At 47.9% G+C, this 19009-nt stretch carries 15 protein-coding genes; 12 read left to right on the top strand and 3 right to left on the bottom strand.

All coding sequences use genetic code 11. The features are described from left to right. Positions 1–458 precede the first annotated feature (458 nt). The 11 genes from katG (at position 459) to LQ567_RS13120 (ending at position 13716) form a co-directional block, all read left to right on the top strand. Complete coding sequence (gene katG, locus LQ567_RS13170) at positions 459–2738, top strand: catalase/peroxidase HPI (protein WP_231004981.1); 2280 nt, start codon at positions 459–461, stop codon at positions 2736–2738. 263 nt (positions 2739–3001) lie between these two features. Further along, a complete protein-coding gene (locus LQ567_RS13165) occupies positions 3002–5023 on the top strand; it encodes an endonuclease/exonuclease/phosphatase family protein (RefSeq protein WP_231004980.1) in 2022 nt (673 codons plus the stop codon). 57 nt (positions 5024–5080) lie between these two features. Beyond that, positions 5081–5887 (top strand): 5'-nucleotidase, lipoprotein e(P4) family, encoded by an 807-nt coding sequence (locus tag LQ567_RS13160; RefSeq protein ID WP_231004979.1) that lies wholly within the window; start codon positions 5081–5083, stop codon positions 5885–5887. Between the two features lie 122 nt (positions 5888–6009). Beyond that, on the top strand, positions 6010–6276 hold the full coding sequence (locus tag LQ567_RS13155) for a hypothetical protein (RefSeq protein WP_231004978.1): 267 nt from the start codon (positions 6010–6012) through the stop codon (positions 6274–6276). Positions 6277–6324: 48 nt separating this feature from the next. Then, positions 6325–7002: a response regulator transcription factor gene (locus LQ567_RS13150; RefSeq protein ID WP_231004977.1), complete on the top strand. Its 678-nt coding sequence runs from the start codon at positions 6325–6327 to the stop codon at positions 7000–7002. After that, positions 6999–8249 carry a sensor histidine kinase gene (locus LQ567_RS13145; protein WP_231004976.1) on the top strand — a complete coding sequence of 417 codons (1251 nt, stop codon included), beginning with the start codon at positions 6999–7001 and terminating at the stop codon, positions 8247–8249. The genes LQ567_RS13150 and LQ567_RS13145 overlap by 4 nt, the downstream gene beginning before the upstream one ends. A gap of 218 nt (positions 8250–8467) precedes the next feature. After that, positions 8468–10642: a TonB-dependent receptor gene (locus LQ567_RS13140; protein ID WP_231004975.1), complete on the top strand. Its 2175-nt coding sequence runs from the start codon at positions 8468–8470 to the stop codon at positions 10640–10642. Between the two features lie 2 nt (positions 10643–10644). Then, positions 10645–11427, top strand: a complete 783-nt coding sequence (locus LQ567_RS13135) for a phosphatase PAP2 family protein (RefSeq protein ID WP_231004974.1) — start codon at positions 10645–10647, stop codon at positions 11425–11427. Between the two features lie 202 nt (positions 11428–11629). Next, entirely contained in the window at positions 11630–12595 is a 966-nt protein-coding gene (locus tag LQ567_RS13130) for an ion channel (RefSeq protein WP_231004973.1), read from the top strand. Further along, the gene (locus LQ567_RS13125; RefSeq protein ID WP_231007333.1) at positions 12558–12956 is read left to right on the top strand and encodes a hypothetical protein; all 399 of its coding nucleotides are present in this window, start codon (positions 12558–12560) and stop codon (positions 12954–12956) included. The genes LQ567_RS13130 and LQ567_RS13125 overlap by 38 nt, the downstream gene beginning before the upstream one ends. A gap of 187 nt (positions 12957–13143) precedes the next feature. Then, on the top strand, positions 13144–13716 hold the full coding sequence (locus tag LQ567_RS13120; protein ID WP_231004972.1) for a TlpA family protein disulfide reductase: 573 nt from the start codon (positions 13144–13146) through the stop codon (positions 13714–13716). Between the two features lie 160 nt (positions 13717–13876). Here the strand turns inward: LQ567_RS13120 and LQ567_RS13115 are convergent, their stop codons facing one another. Next, a complete protein-coding gene (locus LQ567_RS13115) occupies positions 13877–15007 on the bottom strand; it encodes a serine hydrolase domain-containing protein (protein ID WP_231004971.1) in 1131 nt (376 codons plus the stop codon). Positions 15008–15161: 154 nt separating this feature from the next. Between LQ567_RS13115 and LQ567_RS13110 the strand changes: the two genes are divergently transcribed. Beyond that, on the top strand, positions 15162–15725 hold the full coding sequence (locus LQ567_RS13110) for an HdeD family acid-resistance protein (RefSeq protein WP_231004970.1): 564 nt from the start codon (positions 15162–15164) through the stop codon (positions 15723–15725). 286 nt (positions 15726–16011) lie between these two features. Here the strand turns inward: LQ567_RS13110 and cls are convergent, their stop codons facing one another. Together cls and LQ567_RS13100 are read right to left on the bottom strand one after the other, a co-directional pair. After that, positions 16012–17472, bottom strand: a complete 1461-nt coding sequence (gene cls, locus LQ567_RS13105) for a cardiolipin synthase (RefSeq protein WP_231004969.1) — start codon at positions 17470–17472, stop codon at positions 16012–16014. 206 nt (positions 17473–17678) lie between these two features. Beyond that, the gene (locus tag LQ567_RS13100) at positions 17679–18689 is read right to left on the bottom strand and encodes an LLM class flavin-dependent oxidoreductase (RefSeq protein ID WP_231004968.1); all 1011 of its coding nucleotides are present in this window, start codon (positions 18687–18689) and stop codon (positions 17679–17681) included. Positions 18690–19009 lie beyond the last annotated feature (320 nt).

Genomic DNA, 19009 nt, shown 5'->3' with positions numbered 1-19009 from the left:
TATCTATTGATTGGAGTTTAAAACACATACAAAGCCGTCGAAACAATTATCTTTTTTTGCACAAACAAATTCGTCATGAATCATAGGGCCCTTAAATCTTTACAACTGGTTGCTTTACTTTTATGGGAATAGCCACCTTCGCCACTCCGTACGAGATACAGGGACAAAACATTACAGGCGCTTAAAGTACTGATTGCACTTCTGCCTGGCTTACCAATACTTCCGGTGAATTCTACCACGGGACCACTGATAAACACTACCTGGGAACCTTCAAGGATGGATTATACGACTATTCCCTGCGGGTGCCCAGCTGACGGATGCTTTTCAATAGATTATACCTATCAAACGATAAATTTAATCAATTATATTTATAATTTAAATGTCATAAGTTTGTTGGGATGTTTGCAGAGACAGACTACTGCAAAGAAAAAATCCGTCAACAGCAAAAAAATTATAAAATGGAAAAGGAATCGAACGACATCAGCAAATGCCCGTTTCATAACGGCACCCTGAAGCAAAATGTAGGCGGCGGGGGAACCAAAAACCGCGATTGGTGGCCAAACCAGTTACGACTCAATATCCTGCGCCAGCATTCCTCCAAGTCGAACCCGATGGATAAGGACTTCAACTATGCAGAAGCGTTTAAAAGCCTGGATCTGGAGGCCGTTAAAAAAGACCTTCAGACGCTGATGACCGATTCGCAGGATTGGTGGCCGGCAGATTTCGGGCACTATGGAGGATTATTTATCCGCATGGCCTGGCATAGTGCCGGAACGTATCGCGTAGGAGACGGACGTGGTGGTGCCGGCGGGGGGCAACAGCGTTTTGCACCGTTGAACAGCTGGCCCGATAATGTAAGCCTCGATAAGGCCCGGCGGTTGCTCTGGCCCATCAAACAAAAATATGGAAACAAGATATCCTGGGCCGATCTGCTGGTGCTTACCGGTAACGTGGCACTGGAATCGATGGGTTTTAAAACATTTGGCTTTGCCGGTGGACGGGAAGATGTCTGGGAGCCGGATGAGGATGTATACTGGGGTTCCGAAACTACCTGGTTAGGAGGAGATATCCGCTATGCGCACGATGGCTCAGAAGGCGTGGAAAAAAGTGGTGGTGTGGTGGTAACAGATGATGATGCGGACGGACAGATCCATTCCCGCAACCTGGAAAAACCATTGGCCGCCGTTCAAATGGGATTAATTTATGTAAACCCGGAAGGCCCCGATGGCAACCCGGATCCGATTGCTGCGGCAAAAGATATCCGGGATACCTTCGGACGTATGGCAATGGATGACGAGGAAACCGTGGCGCTGATTGCGGGTGGACATAGTTTTGGTAAAACGCATGGCGCGGCACCGGCCACCCATGTAGGAAAAGAACCGGAGGCTGCAGGCATTGAGGCACAGGGACTGGGTTGGAGCAATAGCTTTGGTAAAGGCAAGGGCGCAGATACAATTACAAGCGGGCTTGAAGTGACCTGGACGCAAACTCCCACGCAATGGAGCAATCACTTTTTTGAGAACCTCTTTGGGTTTGAATGGGAGCTGACCAAAAGCCCGGCGGGAGCGCACCAGTGGGTGGCCAAGGATGCAGACGCGGTGATCCCCGATGCATTTGATACCGCTAAAAAGCATAAACCAACCATGCTTACGACGGACCTTTCCCTGCGTTTTGATCCCGCTTACGGAAAGATATCCAGGAAGTTCCTGGAAAACCCGGACGCCTTTGCCGATGCTTTTGCGCGGGCCTGGTTTAAACTGACGCATCGCGATATGGGCCCGCGTTCCCGGTACCTGGGGCCCGACGTTCCTGCGGAAGTGCTGCTTTGGCAGGACCCGATCCCGGAACTGGATCATGTATTGATCGACGACAACGATATGGAAGGATTAAAAGCAACACTGCTGGAATCCGGACTGAGTATCGCAGAGCTGGTAACTACTGCCTGGGCCTCTGCTGCCACATTCCGGGGAGGTGATAAACGTGGTGGCGCAAATGGTGCACGCATCCGCCTGGCGCCTCAGCGGTACTGGCAGGTGAATAACCCGGCGCAATTGCAAAAAGTGCTCGGCGTACTGGAGCGCATTCAACAGGCATTTAATGCCGGACAAACCGGTGGTAAAAAAGTTTCCCTGGCCGACCTGATCGTACTGGCGGGTGCTGCAGGTATTGAAAAGGCCGCCAAAGATGCGGGGCATACGGTTAACGTTTCCGTAGCTCCCGGCCGGATGGATGCGTCTCAGGAGCAAACAGATGTGGAGTCGATGGCCTTTTTAGAACCTGCTGCTGACGGCTTCCGTAATTACCGGAAAGCCAGATCCGGTGTATCAACAGAAGCACTGCTGGTAGACCGTGCACAGCTATTGACGCTTACCGCGCCGGAGCTTACGGCGCTGGTTGGCGGTATGCGGGTACTGGGTACCAACTTCGATGGATCGGCTCACGGCGTTTTTACAAAGCGCCCCGGACAACTGACCAACGATTTCTTTGTAAACCTGCTGGATATGCGCACTGCATGGAAAGCAGCTTCCGCGGATCAGGAGTTGTATGAGGGAAGTGACCGCACTACGGGTGAAGTAAAGTGGACCGGAACCCGTGCAGATCTGGTGTTTGGCTCCAACGCAGAGCTAAGGGCGCTTGCCGAAGTTTATGCAAGCGCCGGTGGCGAAGAAAAATTTGTAAAGGATTTTGTGGCGGCATGGAATAAAGTAATGAACCTGGACCGGTTTGATCTCGCATAGCGGATACCGGAGATAATTCATATCATAAAAAGCAGTCTGGAAACAGGCTGCTTTTTTAATGCGTAGATCTGTATGACAAGGGATCCATACCGGAGAACCAGTGCGCAGGCAAAAAACAATTGTTTGTCAGTATTCTATTAAGGATTCGTTAATTATTTTTATTAAATGAATGTTCAATCAATTTAATTAATAGTTTACCGCATTGATAGCATTGGTGCTTGCACTGATATTTAAAAATGTTGTTTCATAAAAATGATTGCGAAGTGAGATATGTTCTGATGATAGGGGTGTTTTTCCTGTTTACAACGGCAACTGTTGCCCAATCTATAGGTAACCGCGTGCTGCACCTGGATGGCACGGATAATAATGTACGTACAGGAATGCCCATTATTAAAAGTCCCTGGACCATTGAAGCCTGGATCAAAGGCAATGATACGTCCTGGAAGGAAACCGAGGTGCTTTTTGGAGGCGGGGAATACAGCCAACTGAGTACTACGGACGGGTTACCACTAGTAATAAAGAACGGCAGGCTGCATAACCCCCGGGCGGGTCTTTGGTCCTCCCGGGTGCTGGATGACCAGTGGCACCATGTGGCGCTGAGTTGTGATGGGACAACCACTTGCTTGTATCTCGACGGGGTGATGACGGATCGGAAACCTGTTGCGTTTGCCATTCTTCCGGGCGCACTGGGCGTACAGGAAACGGCTGCAACGGCGTTCGGAGGGCTGATGGATGAGGTGCGCATCTGGCGAACAGCGGTGCCGTTACACACCCTGAATGAATGGATGTACCGGCCGCTGGCAGCTGCGCATCCGGGCTTTAAAGCATTGATCGGGTATTATACATTTGATGATGATATAGATGATATGGTGGTGAATTGGGTGGGTAAAGGAGATCAGGCGTATCACCTGCGCAATGGCCGCATTCAATACAACGGACATGCACCGTTGGCGTATACTGTGGCAAATGATAACCCCCGGTTTTTCCGGCCGGAACAGCAGCAACTTTTTAATGCGGTGGTTGTGGAAAGTGAATGGGATGCAGATGCCGGAACAAGGGGCGACCAGATCCTCAAATTACGCATAGCGGTTACCGGATCGGCAAAGCCGCTTGAGCTGGATGAACTCACGCTCAGCCTTTCAAAGGTGACAGCCCTTTCGGATATTGACCGCATTCATTTGTATTATGCCGGTAAAACGCCATCCTCCAAAATCCGCGAAGAATTGTTTGGAAACGGCAAGCGCCCGCAACGGAGCATACGGTTTGCCGGCAAGCCGTACCGGCTTACTCCCGGCATTCATTATTTCCTGGTTACTGCTGATATCGCAGAAAACGCAGGTGCGGGGCATTTGCTTAAAATGACAGTTCCTTCTTTCCGGTTAAACCGGCGCCTGCAAATACCGGAAACAGGTATGGCACCGATATCAAAAAGTATTACCGAAAGCAGTAACACAGCTCCTGATATTGTAAAAGTGTTGCAATGGAATATCTGGCATGGAGGTGTACATGTAGGCGATAACGGGCCAGATAGAGTGACCCGCCTGATACAGGCAACCCATGCAGACATCGTTACGATGCAGGAGGCATACGGATCGCAGCAACGGATTGCTGATTCCCTGGGGTATTATCTGAGCACGCCGTCTTCCAGGGATAACCTGGCCTTATTCAGCCGCTATCCCTTAACGGGTATTCCTACCGCCTTTAAAACATTTAATTCAAACCCTGCGATTATACACCTTCCCGGGGATCGCCGGTTGCTGGTAAATGCCTGCTGGCTCCGGTATGCGTACCAGCCGGAATACACATCTGTTTACCAGGAACCGGGCCAGGATACGCGCACCTGGATTGCGGCAGATTCCCTGTTGGGGCTTGCAGATGCGCGGGCCGTTATACAAAAAGACACAAAACCGTATCAAAATGATACCCTGCCTGCTATTATTGGTGGCGACTTCAATTCCTGCAGCCATCTGGATTGGACAAAAGCCGCGGCAACGCTGCATTTTGGGTATGGTCCTATTGCGTTTCCGGTTTCCCGTTATATGCTGCAGGAAGGGTATAAAGACAGTTTCCGAGAGGCAAACCCCAATGAAGTGGTAAGGCCGGAAGGCACCTGGGCGGTTATTTATGGCCATCTGCAACACTGCCGGATCGACTTCCTGTATTACAAAGGCAGGAATATAAAGACCGTTGCTTCCAGGATTATAAAGACCGCTCCGGAGATCGATGATGTATGGCCCTCCGATCATGCGGCGGTGTTTACGACATTCAGGCTGGGCGCCTTCTGATCATTATGAAACAGCGGCGCCGTTAAAACATATCCGTTTTAAAACAAATGTACATAAATGATGAAGCAGCTTTCTTTTTTTATCGCCGTTCTTATTCTATGCTCCTGCAGGTCGGTACCGCAGCGGGCGCAGGCCCGTGCCCATTCCCTTTCCCTGATGCCTGAAGCTCCGGCCTGGGGTGCCTTATGGCAACAGCGTGCGGCAGAATACAGGGCCCTGTCTTACCAGGCATACAATACAGCCCGGTTCCGGCTGGATCAGATTTTGGAGCAGCCTTCTTCCAGGCCAATGGCGATTGTAACCGATGTAGATGAAACGGTACTCGACAACAGTCCGTATTACATACATCTGGCCACACAACATGCGGGCTATTCAGATGCTTCCTGGGTGGAATGGACAAAAAAAATAGCCTGCGATTCCGTGCCCGGAGCACCTTCATTTTTCCAGTATGCCGCTTCAAAGGGCGTCACCATATTCTATATCACAAACCGTATTGCGGGAGACCGGTTGCAAACAGTGGCCAACCTGGAAAAATACCATTTCCCCAATGCAGACACCGGTCATCTGATGCTGATGGGGACCACATCCGACAAAGAGAGCCGCCGGCGGGCCGTGTTGAAGGATTATGATATTGTAATGTTGCTGGGAGATAACCTTGGCGATTTCTCTTCTCTCTTTGATAACCATTCCATGGATAGCCGTTACAATTGGACGGAAACATATAAAGATACTTTTGGAAAGAAGTTTATTGTATTGCCCAATAATATGTATGGCAGCTGGGAAGATGGGTATTACCAGGGAAAGAAACTCCGGACCGTTGCCGACAGCAATGCCGTGTTGCAGCAGCTTTCTAATTATTATTGAATATATAAGAAGGAACCAGCCGGCTATCCGGCCAGGATAAAGAACTTTTTTTCGCATATTTTTTTAAATAGAAAAGCGTAAATACCAGTAAATTTGGGTAGATTAGATTAAACGAAAATCCTATGTTTGAAAAATTGATTCCCAAAGAGGCGATAGCGCAATATCATATCATCCAGGCAGAGGAAGACCGCAGCATTCATTGGAAAGAGCATCTGGGTTATGCCGTGCGGCTGGGTAATGAATTTAAAAGTAAAACAACCGTTACATTTAATACAACCGAGGGGCCCCAGTCTGTGGAAACAACCGTATGGTCGCTCACGGAAAATTATATTTCATTAAAAGGGGGCATCCTGATCCCGTTGAACAGCATTATCGATGTGCATTTTTAGTGCTGAAAATTCAGTTTTTCTTCAGCATTATGACCCACCTTTGTAAGGATGAATATCCTGATCGTGGAGGACGAATCCGCCTTAAGTAAAAGTATCGTTACCTATCTGAAGCAGGAGGGATATACCTGTGTGGTAGCGGCAACGGCATCAGATGCCCTGGCTAAAACCGAGGTGTTTGATTATGATTGTATCCTGCTGGATATTATGCTGCCCGACGGAAATGGGCTCGACCTGCTCCGGGCTCTGAAGCGGGATAAACGTACCGATGGGGTGATTGTGATCTCCGCCAAGGATGCACTGGATGATAAAATAACCGGGTTGCACCTGGGGGCAGATGATTACCTGGCCAAGCCCTTTTATCTGCCCGAATTGAGCGCCCGTATCGCTTCGGTGATCCGTCGCCGAAAATTTGAAGGCAGCAATGAGCTGGAGCTGAATGAAATCAAAATAGATACGGCTTCGCGGATGGTAAGGGTACATAATCATACGGTAGACCTTACAAAGAAGGAGTTCGATTTGCTCATCTACTTCATTGTTAATAAAAACCGTGTACTATCCAAAACCGCTATTGCGGAGCACCTTTCCGGTGCGGATGCGGATCTCTACGAGAGCTTTGATTTTATTTACGCCCATATTAAAAACCTGAAGAAAAAGCTAACCGCAGCGGGTGCGGATGATTACCTGAAATCGGTATACGGTATGGGTTATAAATTTGAGGTGTTTTGAAACTGATTCGTTATATATCCACCCGGTACAGTTTGTACACCATATTGCTGACCGTTTTATCCGTTCCCCTGTTTTACTTCCTGGTACAACGCATCATGATGCACAACCTGGATGAGTCGATGGGCTACCAGAAAAACTGGATCCGGAAAAAACTGGAAGCCGGTCCGCCGGAAAATGTTACTTCTTACAATAACAGCGTGGTCATTACTCCAACGCAGGATAAAATGATCCGGGACAGCTTTTACAGCAAGGATATTTTCATACCGGATGATGATGAAATGGTAAAACACCGGATATTGGAGTCGGTGGTCAGAGTGAATGGAACGTATTACTCCATCCAGATTCAAAAGTCTATGTTGGAGGATACGGATCTTGTACAAAGTATTTCCCTTTTGCAGGTTGTTTTCATCCTCTTACTGTTGGGGGGCTTGTTCCTGATCAACCGCAATCTTTCCCGGAAGATCTTGAAGCCCTTTCAGGATACGCTGGGAAAATTGGCTGATTACCGGGTAGACCGCTATACAACCCCACGGTTTGAACAAACGGCGATTGAAGAATTCGAAAAGTTAAACCGCTCGCTGGACGCGCTGTTATTGCGGAATGCCAATCTGTACAAGGCACAGAAAGAATTCACGGAAAACGCAGCCCATGAAACACAGACGCCATTGGCCATCATTCAAAGCAAGCTGGACCTGTTGCTGCAAACACCTGTAAACGGGGAACAGGCGGGACTTATTGAAGAATTAACGCTAAGTGTGCGGAAGCTTCAGAAGCTGAACCGCACCTTATTGCTGTTAACGAAAATAGAGAATAACCAGTTTCCGGAAACGGAATCCATCGATGTTAAAACGGTGGTGATGCATACAGCCAACCAGTTTGCGGATATAATTGCAGAGAAGCAGATCCAACTCGAAACCGGACCCCTGGAAATCTGCCGGATCGAGGCCAACGGCCCGTTGATCGATATCCTGATCAGTAATCTTTTTTCAAATGCTTTCCGGCATACCGGTACAGCGGGTGCGATCCGGCTGTCTTTATTGCAGCATACGTTTACAATTAGTAATACGGCCTCCGGTTCAGCGTTGAATGCGGAGCAAATCTTCCGGCGTTTTCAAAAACAATCCACCGATTCCAGAAGTGTGGGACTGGGTCTCGAGATCTGCAAACAGATCTGCGAATTATACGGATACCGGCTGCAATACCAGTTCCTGGAGCAGCGGCACTATTTTTCAGTTTCGTTTTCCTGACCGGCGCCTAATTTTTTGTTAAGGATCGGACCCCGTACAAAAAATTCCATTTTTCTACAGAATCATCATTCAGCTTTGTACTGTCCGATTTTTATCCTACTTAAAGAATGTGAAATGAAAGCGAGCTCTTTACCGGTTGACCTGCTTGCGGCGGCAGGTCAACCAGATCTTTCCGGGTGAAGGGACTGGTTTTTACGGCAGATGATTTATCAGAAATAATGAGAAGATACGGTATTGTTTTTTTTCTGTTCATGGCTGTTGGGATATGTGCACAGTTGCAGGCGCAGACAGTTATTACATTTAAGTTTCACAACGGAGCAAGCGGGGAGCCGGTTCCGGGTGTTACGGTTGCGGTAAACAACGCTTCCGTTGTTACAGCAGACAGCAGTGGTACGGCACAACTGAATGTGCCCCGGGGTGAAAGAGCCTTCTCCTTTTCGGTAGTGGGCTATGAGCAGGCCATGCAAACGGTACGGGTGGTAAACGATACGCTGATCTCCGTTCCGTTAAAGACAGGAATCAGGGCACTGGAAGAAGTGGTGGTGGCTACCACCAGGAATAATCAATCTATAGAAAACGCGCCCATCAAAGTGGAAGTGCTGGGAAAAGAAGAAATGAACGAGGAAAACGGTATCCGGCCCGCCAATATTGCCAGTATTTTGGGTGATGTGAGTGGTGTACAGATCCAGCAAACCAGCGCCACATCGGGTAATTCAAATGTGCGTATCCAGGGGCTGGACGGGCGGTATACACAGATCCTGCGGGATGGAGTGCCTTTGTATGATGGCTTCAGCGGCGGATTTGGTATTTTAACCATTCCACCGCTTGACCTGCAACAGATCGAACTGGTAAAAGGATCGGCCTCTACTTTATATGGCGGCGGCGCCATTGGCGGGTTGGTCAATATGATTTCAAAACGGCCAACAGCGGCACAGGAAGGAACCCTTACGCTGAACCAGACAACCCTGAAGGAAACCGATGCCAATGCCTATTTGTCGAAACGGTATAAAGCGTTTGGATATACACTTTTCGGAGGCTATATACACCAGGACCCGGTGGATGTAAACAGGGATGGTTTTTCAGATGTTCCGAAGCTGAATAGTTACAATATACATCCGCGCTTGTTCTTCTATCCCAAAAATACGACCATTATTCTCGGCTACAACGGTAACGTTAATAATACGAAGGGCGGAGATATGCAGGTGTTAAAAGAGTACTCCGATGCCGTGCATCAATATTTTGAGCAAAACAATACCACGCGGCATACCGGAGAACTGGTGGTGGAGCATCATTTTAACAGTGGCAAAAGCCTGTATTTTAAAAATACCGTCAGTGACTATACCAATCAATTTGCGGATGCCCGGTTCAACTATAAAGGTAATCAGCTAAGTTATTACAGTGAATTGTCTACACTGATCCCTTACGGGAATAAGAACAGTTTTGTTGGCGGGGTAAATATAACCGGCGACCAGTTTAAGGCAACGCATCAGAATCAGTTCATTCCCATCGCTTCGCTGAACAATAATACCGTCGGGGCCTTTGCACAAAATACCTGGACGATAAAGGATAAGGCTACGTTGGAACTGGGACTGCGGGATGATTACCACCAGAAATATGGTAACTTCTTTTTGCCACGCCTGGCTTTTTTCAACCGGTTAAATGAACATTGGGCTACGCGTCTCGGCATAGGCTGGGGCTATAAAGTGCCCAATCCGTTTACGCCCTGGTATGTGGATTATACCCCGGATAAAATTGCGGCCTTACCGGCCGGTATAACGCCTGAAAAATCGATAGGGTATAATGCAGAAGTAAATTATAAGCTGGAATGGGAGGGTGGGAACAGTCTGTTTATAAACCAGGCCTTCTTCCTTACACAGATCAACGATCCGATTTACGGAACCATTAACCCGGACGGAACATTATTATATCAGAACGGAAGTAAAAAAGTACTTAGCCGAGGCCTTGATACCTATATTAAGGCCTCGTTGGATGAATGGGAGCTGTACGCCGGGTATACCTATACCGTAGTAACCCGGAACTATCTTCCGCAGCAGCCATTTATGCCGCTGACGCCCCGGAACCGGATGTCGTTTGTGCTGGCCCGTGATTTTGAAGCGGCGGGCGTAATGGCCGGACTTGAAGGCTCCTACAACGGAAGTCAAAAACGGCTGGATGGATCCGCCACCCCGGACTATATGTTCATGGCCGCTGTTGTACAAAAACATATCGGGGATCATGTTACGGTGGTAGTAAACTGCGAAAACCTGCTGAACTATAAGCAAAGCAATGTTGAGGCCTTGTATACCGGGTCCGTAACCGATCCTCAATTCAAACCGCTATGGGCACCGATCGATGGAAGGGTGGTCAACCTGTCGCTCCGTTTTAAACTGTAAACATGAAAAAGATCATATTCCTGTGTTTTTGTTTTTGTTCATTCTTGTGGCTGCAGGCCCAGCAAGATACTATGGTAGTGACCACCGACAGCGCTCATATCCGGCCCCGGGAGTTACCGACCTCCGGCAGCCCGGTCCGGTTAAAACAATTTATTGCACCGGCTACGTTGATTGCTTTAGGCGGATTGGCAGATGGCACAAACCTGTTCAACGGATTGAATCAAACAACCCGGAATGAAATTGTGGAGGATCATCCTGCGTTTGGAACGCATATCGATAATGTGCTGGAATACACGCCCGGGCTTGCGGTGTTTGCATTGCGCGGACTGGGGATAAAGGGAAAGAATACGTTCGGGCATGAAGCTGTTTTGTATGCTATGTCGCTGGGTATAAATGCGGCACTGGTAACACCGCTGAAGCATTGGACGAAAGTGGAACGGCCGGATGGCAGCAACCGCTTATCCTTTCCTTCCGGGCATACGTCAACAGCATTTGCGTCGGCGGAATTTCTCCGCAGAGAATATCAAGATGTATCGCCCTGGTATGGGATCGGCGGGTATGCTGCGGCTACCGCTACGGGTGTATTGCGGATGTTCAACAACCGCCACTGGCTGGGTGATGTGATAGCCGGTGCAGGCTTTGGTATTGCTTCCACTAACCTGGCCTATCTCTGTTACAATAAGCTGCATATCGGACAGAAAAAAGACCATCCGGGCAGTACCACGTATTTTTACCCGGCTGTTTCCGGTAGGTCGTACGGGATCGGCCTGGTAAAGAACTTTTGATGAACCGTTTTTTTACATGAGGTGTTATCAGCCCTTCCGTTGTTTTTGAGTTGGGTTTCAACCTTAAGGCGCACGAGGCCTCGCAATGATATTTAACAATGGCCTCAATTGCAGACATTGCGGATTCATTGCGTCTTTTGGGTTGAAAAATACAAAAAAGGTTGAGCCTCCATAATCGGATTTATTTCAATAATTTCACCTTATGGCAATCGGAAGAAAACGGGCAAGGGGCACAACGGTAGATAATACCGGGCTGAATACTGCGGTAACGGCAAAATATGCCCGTTTTATCAATAAGGACGGAACCGCCAATGTGATCAACAGGTCTGGTTCCATGTTTGATAAGTACAGTATTTATAATTTTTTGATCAACCTCAAAAGCTGGAAATTCGGTCTGCTCATCATCGGGTTTTACACAACCATTAACTTACTGTTTGCCATTATTTATTATCTGTTTTGCATCCCGCACCTGCAGGGCTTGGTAAGGGGAACGCCAATTGAGACTTTCGAAGAGGCGTATTTCTTTTCTTCGCAAACATTGACCACCGTGGGGTATGGACGTATCAGTCCCATTGGGTTTATCACCAATACCATTGCTTCTATTGAAGCACTGGTAGGTATTCTTACGCTGGCCATTATTACGGGTTTGCTGTATGGCCGCTTTGTAAAACCCCGGGCCTATATCCGCTTTAGTAAACATGCGGTCATTGCTCCGTTCCGCGAAGGAAAGGCGATTATGTTTCGTCTGGCACCGATAAAAAATGCCATACTCAGCGAGGTATCGATGCAGGTTACGGTAAGCATGCTTGTCAATGAGAACGGTAAGGATAGCTACCGGTACTTTTCCCTGCCCCTGCAATTTAATACCATTAATACATTGCATATATCCTGGACGGTGGTGCATCCCATTAACGAGGAGAGCCCGGTGTACAATATGACCATGGCAGAGCTGGAACAGGCCGATTTTGAAATGATGGTTTATCTGAAGGCCTTTGACGAAGACTTTGCCAATACAGTTATTGCCCGTACCAGCTATACGTACAGTGAGCTGGTGAATGGTGCAAAATTTGTTCCCGTATATTATGAATCTGCGGAAGGGAAGGGAACGATCGTGGAGTTATCGAAATTGCATGAATACCAGCGGCACCCGGGCGCCGCCATCGGATGATATGCCCGTATTTCTTTACATTTGCGTGGTCTTGAAAATACTACACCATATTATCGTATTTAGTTTACTGGCAGCATGCTTTCTGTTGTTCGGCATGCCCATGCTAAGACCAGCCTGCAAGCGGCTGATGCACCAGGTAAATGCCCCTGTTAAACACCAGGTGCCTGCCGGTGATATGGAGGCGCCGGCTTCCTGTGGTGTGGCCGGCATAGCAATTGAGCCGGTTGTGGTGGAATATGTGCCGGCGCTGACTGCGCGGATCCTTAGGAGAAACTACCCGCCTGCAAAGATCCGTTTTCCTGCAGATCCTTTCCCGGAATGCATTGATGCGCCTCCCCGGATCAACGCTGTTACGGTATAAACTATGAGCAGCTATACCTGAAATTATTTTATTGCTCATTATCATTTGGTCCGCCGCGGCGGATCAGCATCTGTGGATCGGTAAAATCATTTAGGGCCGAAATAGATTAAACACAACGAGATAAAAGGCTTTGATAATACTGCTTCCGCGTAAAAAACGATCTTAATTTAACAAACAAAAACAATCAATGAAACTGAACACGATTATACTGATGATGGGGTTGGGTATGGGTACCCTTGCTGCCTGTAAAAATGAAGAAAAACAGGATACTGCTGACAGTGCCGCGCCCGTCGCTGCCGATACGGCGGCGGTAGCCCCCAATGTAGAAACGAGTACTGCACCGGCAACACCTTCGGTATCCCTGATGCCGGCATTTAAAATGTCGGATGAAAAGGGACAACCGGTAACGCTGGAGTCCCTGAAGGGGAAAAAAGTGGTGGTGAATATCTGGGCCTCCTGGTGCCCGCCCTGTCGTGCGGAAATGCCCTCGATCCAGCGGCTGTATAAAAAAACAGATAAAGCAAAAGTCGCATTCGTATTGCTGTCTGTAGATGACCGTATGGAAGATGCTGCAGGATTTAAGAAAAAGCAAAATCTGAATATGCCGATCTTTTTCCCCGGCGAGCAGTTACCGCTTTTATTCAATGTGCAGGCGATCCCTTCTACCTTTATTTTTAATGAAAAGGGAGAGCTGATCAAAAAAATGGAAGGCATGGATGATTATGACACCCAGGAGTATGTAGATCTGCTGAAGGGGTAAAATCGCAGCTGAACTAGCAAAGGGGCTGACAAGGAGCTTAACGTAAAACGTTTTTTCCTGTTGACCCGTTTGCTTTTAAATAAAGGCTATCGGTAAAAACGTCAGCCTGATGTTCGCTCAGTTTGCCCGTTGCCCAAAACTTCGGGACTGCTAATAATAATTATTTCACCATACCATTATAAAGCGTATTAACGGCATCATATAACAACGCCACCGTCGATTTCTTATACCGTGGAATACAGCCGTTGGTAATTGCTACAAATCCAAATTTTTGCTCCGGCTGAAAAAACATGATACTGTATAAGCCATAGGCACTGCCGGTATGACCGGTCATTGTGATGCCATCAATCAGCTGGTTGGTAGACCATAAGGCCAGACCGTAATTTTCTTTGTCGGAAAGTTTGGTCTGCATGGTCCTGCTGCTTGCTTCGCTGATGATCTGTACGCCGTTGCTGCTACCGTAATTCATATGCATCATCATATATTTTGCAAGGTCCAGCGCTGAAATTTTCATGCCACCGGTGGGCGAAAATACCGGTGTATTGTATCCCCTGGTGTAATTGGCCAGTTTTGCTTTGGGCGATGCATAGGCTGCGGGGGCCGCTTCAAATATTTTTGTGGAATCGTTGAATTCGTAAAGCGGCACCAGCCGGTTGCGATCCAGTGAATCCACATTGTAACCGCCATACAAGTTTAGCGGATTTAAGATATGGTTTTTTACATACTGGTCAAATTGTTCCCCGGAGAACTTTTCCAGGATGCTGCCGGCCAGGTTAAAATTCAGGTTGCAGTACTGGTAGCCCTCCCCGGGCTTGTAATCATTATAGCATTGTGCCCAGTTGGGGTTTTTACCGGGGTTGATGGCATCCAGGCTAAAATACCCGTTTTTATCGTTGATGCTGGATGTGTGGGATAAGATCATTCTCAGGGTAATGGGTACATCCGGATACTTTGGATTGTTGACCTTAAAACCGGTGAGTTTGCTTACTTCATCATCCAGGCTAAGCTTGCCGGCTTCCACCAGCTGCATCAGCGAAGTAGCGGTAAAGGACTTGGAAATAGAAGCAATGCGGAAGATGTCAGTGTTCTGGATAATGGTTTTATCATTGCTGTTTTTATATCCGAAAGACTTATTATAAATGATCTTATTGTCTTTTACAACGGCAACGGACAGGCCAATAGCCTGGTATTGCTGCATCAGTTTTAAAAGATCATTTTCAATAGGGCCCTGTGCAGTTGCATTCCCCAGTAGCAGTCCGGTCAGGAGCAGTATAAAAAGACAATGTTTCATCGTTGATTGGTGGTTTGGAAAAAGAAAGATACAATTAAAGGCAAAAATGGTCAAACTTATTGTATAACTTTGAAGGAGTAGCAAACGATCGGTGACCTTTGAATAGCGGACAATCTTTTTAAAATCCATCTTTTAACGGTTAAACCTGAATACTATGACCACAACATTGCTGGAAGAGCGCCTTAAAAACTGGTGGCTGCTTCTTGTTTCCGGAATCCTGTTTGTATTGCTGGCATTTTATATTTTTAATCAGCCGGTAGCTTCTTATCTGGCCTTATCCATTTTCTTTGCATCCACATTTTTAGTAGCGGGTATTTTTGAAATTGCCTATGCGGTTAGCAGCCGCCGGCACGATCAGGGCTGGGGCTGGTCATTATTCGGCGGGATTGTAGACCTGCTATTTGGAATTTTCCTGCTTTCTTCGCCGGCGCTTACCATGGCCGTATTACCCATGTATATTGGCATCGTGATCCTGTTCCGGGCCCTGATGGGTGTATTTTATGCCTTCCATTTGAAAAAAGCACAGGTCGCCGGTTGGGGAAGCGTGCTGTTTATGGCGATCATCGGTATTCTTTTTGCCCTGCTGATGATCGGCAATCCTGTCTTCGGCGGATTGACGATCATTATCTATACAGCGGTTTCTTTTTTAATGCTGGGGATTGTTCAGATTGTGCTTTCGCTGCGGTTGCGGAAATTGAAAAAGCGGCTGGAATCCTAAATCAGCTATCAATCGTTCAAAGTCATTAGCGAAAGTATCTATTTTGAAGTGGGCAGTGCCCATGCCAGGCCGTGATATGGCTTAGAAGGTGGTCTGAAAAGCAGGAGAAAGTGCCGGGCATTAAATAGGTGTAGGGTTATCAAAGACCATGTCCGAATAAAATATAGGGACAAGCGGTATCTGCTGCTGAGTGATGTCAGGTAAAATAAATAGAGGCGCAGCGCGCCGATACCTTTATAGCTTGGAGTAAAAAACGAAAGCCCCAGCCGCAGCGCGGCGGTAATCTCTATAACAGCGGTGATAACAACCGGCAGGTTTTTTCAAACAGTTGTATGTACAACGGCCGGCTCAGCCATTTCTCAGCATCGATCTGTTCCGCGTCCAGCAGGTCATTTTCGAATGCCCGGGCCAGCTGATCGGCAATGGGGGCATCATATACCAGGGCGTTGACTTCAAAGTTCAAATCAAAACTGCGATGATCCATATTGGCGGTACCCACCATCACCAGGTTGCGGTCAGATACCAGGGTTTTAGCATGTACAAATCCTTTTTTGTAGCGATAGATCTCTACACCTGCTTTTAGTAATGTAGCATAATAGGAGTTGGCAGCGGTATTTACGAGCAAGGAATCGGAGATGCCCGGCACCAGGATCCGGATCCTTATACCGCTGTAAGCCGCTACGATCAGGGCTTCCATAATGCTCTCCCCGGGGATAAAATAAGGAGTGGTGATCAGCAGTTCTTTTTTAGCCAGGCTGATGGCGCGAAGCATAGCATAAAGAATGGTTGGCTGATCCGAGTCCGGACCACTGGCGGCGGTTTGCACAAGCGTGTTCCCTGGTTGGTACAGGGTATGTGGAGCGGGAAAGAACTGTTCATTGATGGAGAGCTGGTCGCCGGCACAGAAATTCCAGTCGGCCAGGAACAGGTACTGCAGGTAATACACACCAGGTCCGCGGATCATCAGGTGCGTATCGCGCCAATACAGTTTATTATTGAATTCCGGCTTGTTCCAGTATTTATTGCTCACATTGATGCCTCCTACAAATGCGGTATGACCATCAATGATAATGATCTTGCGGTGGTTGCGGTAATTAAGCCGGTTGGCCAGGGCAATAAAAATGATCTTGTGAAAGGGGAAGGCCTTTACACCCGCACTGCGCAGGCGTTTCACCAGTTTTCTCCGGATGGAGTGACTGCCAAAATCATCATAGATAAACCGGACCTCCACGCCCTGCTGTACTTTCTCAATCAGCAGATCTGCGATCGCATTCCCGGTTTCATCATTCTCATAAATATAATATTCAATGTGGATATGGTGCTTGGCCGTACGCAGTTGTTCCAGTACTCGGGGAAATTTTTCTTCACCATTTAGCAGGAGCTCCACCTGGTTCGCTCCGGTGAGCGGACTTCCTTCCTTTAAGAGATAATGAAAGAGACGGTCGTTGTTGGCCACCGATACCTTGCCCTGGTTATAGGCTTCCAGTGAACTGGTTTGGATCTGGTCGTTGAGGGACTGTTCCATGGCCTCGTTCATCTGCAGTTTTTTGCTGTAAAGTTTTCTGCGCCGGTAATTGATCCCAAAGGAAAAATAGGTGAACATCCCGATTACCGGTAGAAAGATGATCAACAGGAGGTAGGCCAGTGTTTTTGTAGAACTGCGCGTATCATAGATCACCCGCATGCAAACCAGGATCACCAGGATCACATACAATACTTCTGCTACAAGAAGCCAACTCCAGTTCATAACTGTAAGTTAGCTCAAGGAATTCAAAGTATCCCCAAGCTTCAGGGTGAAATTTTAAATGTGAAAGAAAACAACTATCTCGCTAATGTCTGGTGAGTCCTTTTTGAAGGTGATCATCCTTCACCATTTCCGTGTTCCCTAAGTATCCCCGCCTCCAGTGTTACCAGCCAATTGTAACCCACGCTGGGGTCCTGCTTTTTGAATGATCATCCCTCGTTAAAAATATCCTTCAACAACGAATAGGACCGCAGTTTCTTTTTCTGATCAAATACCTGTGAAATCACCATCAGCTCCTGTATGCCGGTCTGCTCAATAAAATCGGTTAACTCCTCTTTTACTTTTTCTTTGCTTCCAAAAAAAGCATTGGACAGCATATGCATCACCCCGTATTTCTGTTCCGGAGTCCAGAGTTTTTCCAGTTCTTCATGCGTAATGGGTGGTTGCAGCGGCGAGCGGCTGTTGGTAAAAATACCCAGGAACATCCGGTAAAGCGAGGTGGAGAGCGCTGCCGCTTCGGCGGTGCTATCGGCAACGATGACGTTTACACAGGCCATGGCGTAGGGTTTGCTGAGTACTGCGGAAGGTTTAAAACGACTCTGATAGATCTCCATGGCCTGTATCAGCTGCGCGGGAGCAAAATGTGCGGCAAAGGCATAGGGCAGTCCCATTTCTGCGGCCAGGTAGGCGCTGTCGGTACTGGATCCCAACACCCATAAAGGAATTTCCACACCCTCGCCGGGGAGTGCTCTTACTTTAGATTGGCAATTTTCTTTGCTGAAATATTGTTGCAGGGCCTCGATATTGCTTTTAAAATCATAGGGAATATTTACCGGCGCCTGGCGGATGGTCATGGCGGTAAGGGCATCGGTACCCGGAGCCCGTCCCAGGCCCAGATCGATCCGGTTGGGATATAAAATACCAAGGGTGCCAAACTGTTCAGCAATGATCAGCGGTGAGTGGTTGGGCAGCATAATGCCGCCGGATCCTACACGGATGCTTTGGGTGCCCCCGGCTACATAGCCAATGAGGATAGAAGTAGCGGCGCTGGCCACGCTTTCCATATTGTGGTGCTCGGAGAACCAGTACCGGGTATAGCCCAGCTGTTCGGCATGACGGGCACTTTCCAGACTGCGTTCAAAGGTTTGTTGTAAGGTATCGTTCTGGCAAACAGTAGCCAGGTCCAGGATAGAATACTTGATGTTTTGTAAACGGCTCATATATCCGATTTTACTGTTTGTACCGGGTGTTTCCGGGAAACAGGCAAGTAAAAGAACAGTTCAGGAAGGAAAAAGTTTGATGGCCACAGAGGCACGGAAACACAAAAGTGCTGGATTGTATCCCGGAGCCTGCCGGCAAAGTACTGCGCCCTGTTCCCGCGGTCTCCCCGTGCCCTAAGCAGCATTGGCAGTAACAGCAGCTTTACCATCCTACAAATAATTTTTTCAATTGCTATTTACCTAATCTGCTGTAAATGAGTTTCTAAGAAGCTTTTTTTCAATGTCTGCAGCAACACCCTCCACCCCCAAATAGCGTTTGG

This window comes from Niabella pedocola (assembly GCF_021044425.1).
Taxonomy (GTDB): Bacteria; Bacteroidota; Bacteroidia; order Chitinophagales; family Chitinophagaceae; genus Niabella; species Niabella pedocola.
This window is presented reverse-complemented; position numbering and strand designations above follow the sequence as displayed.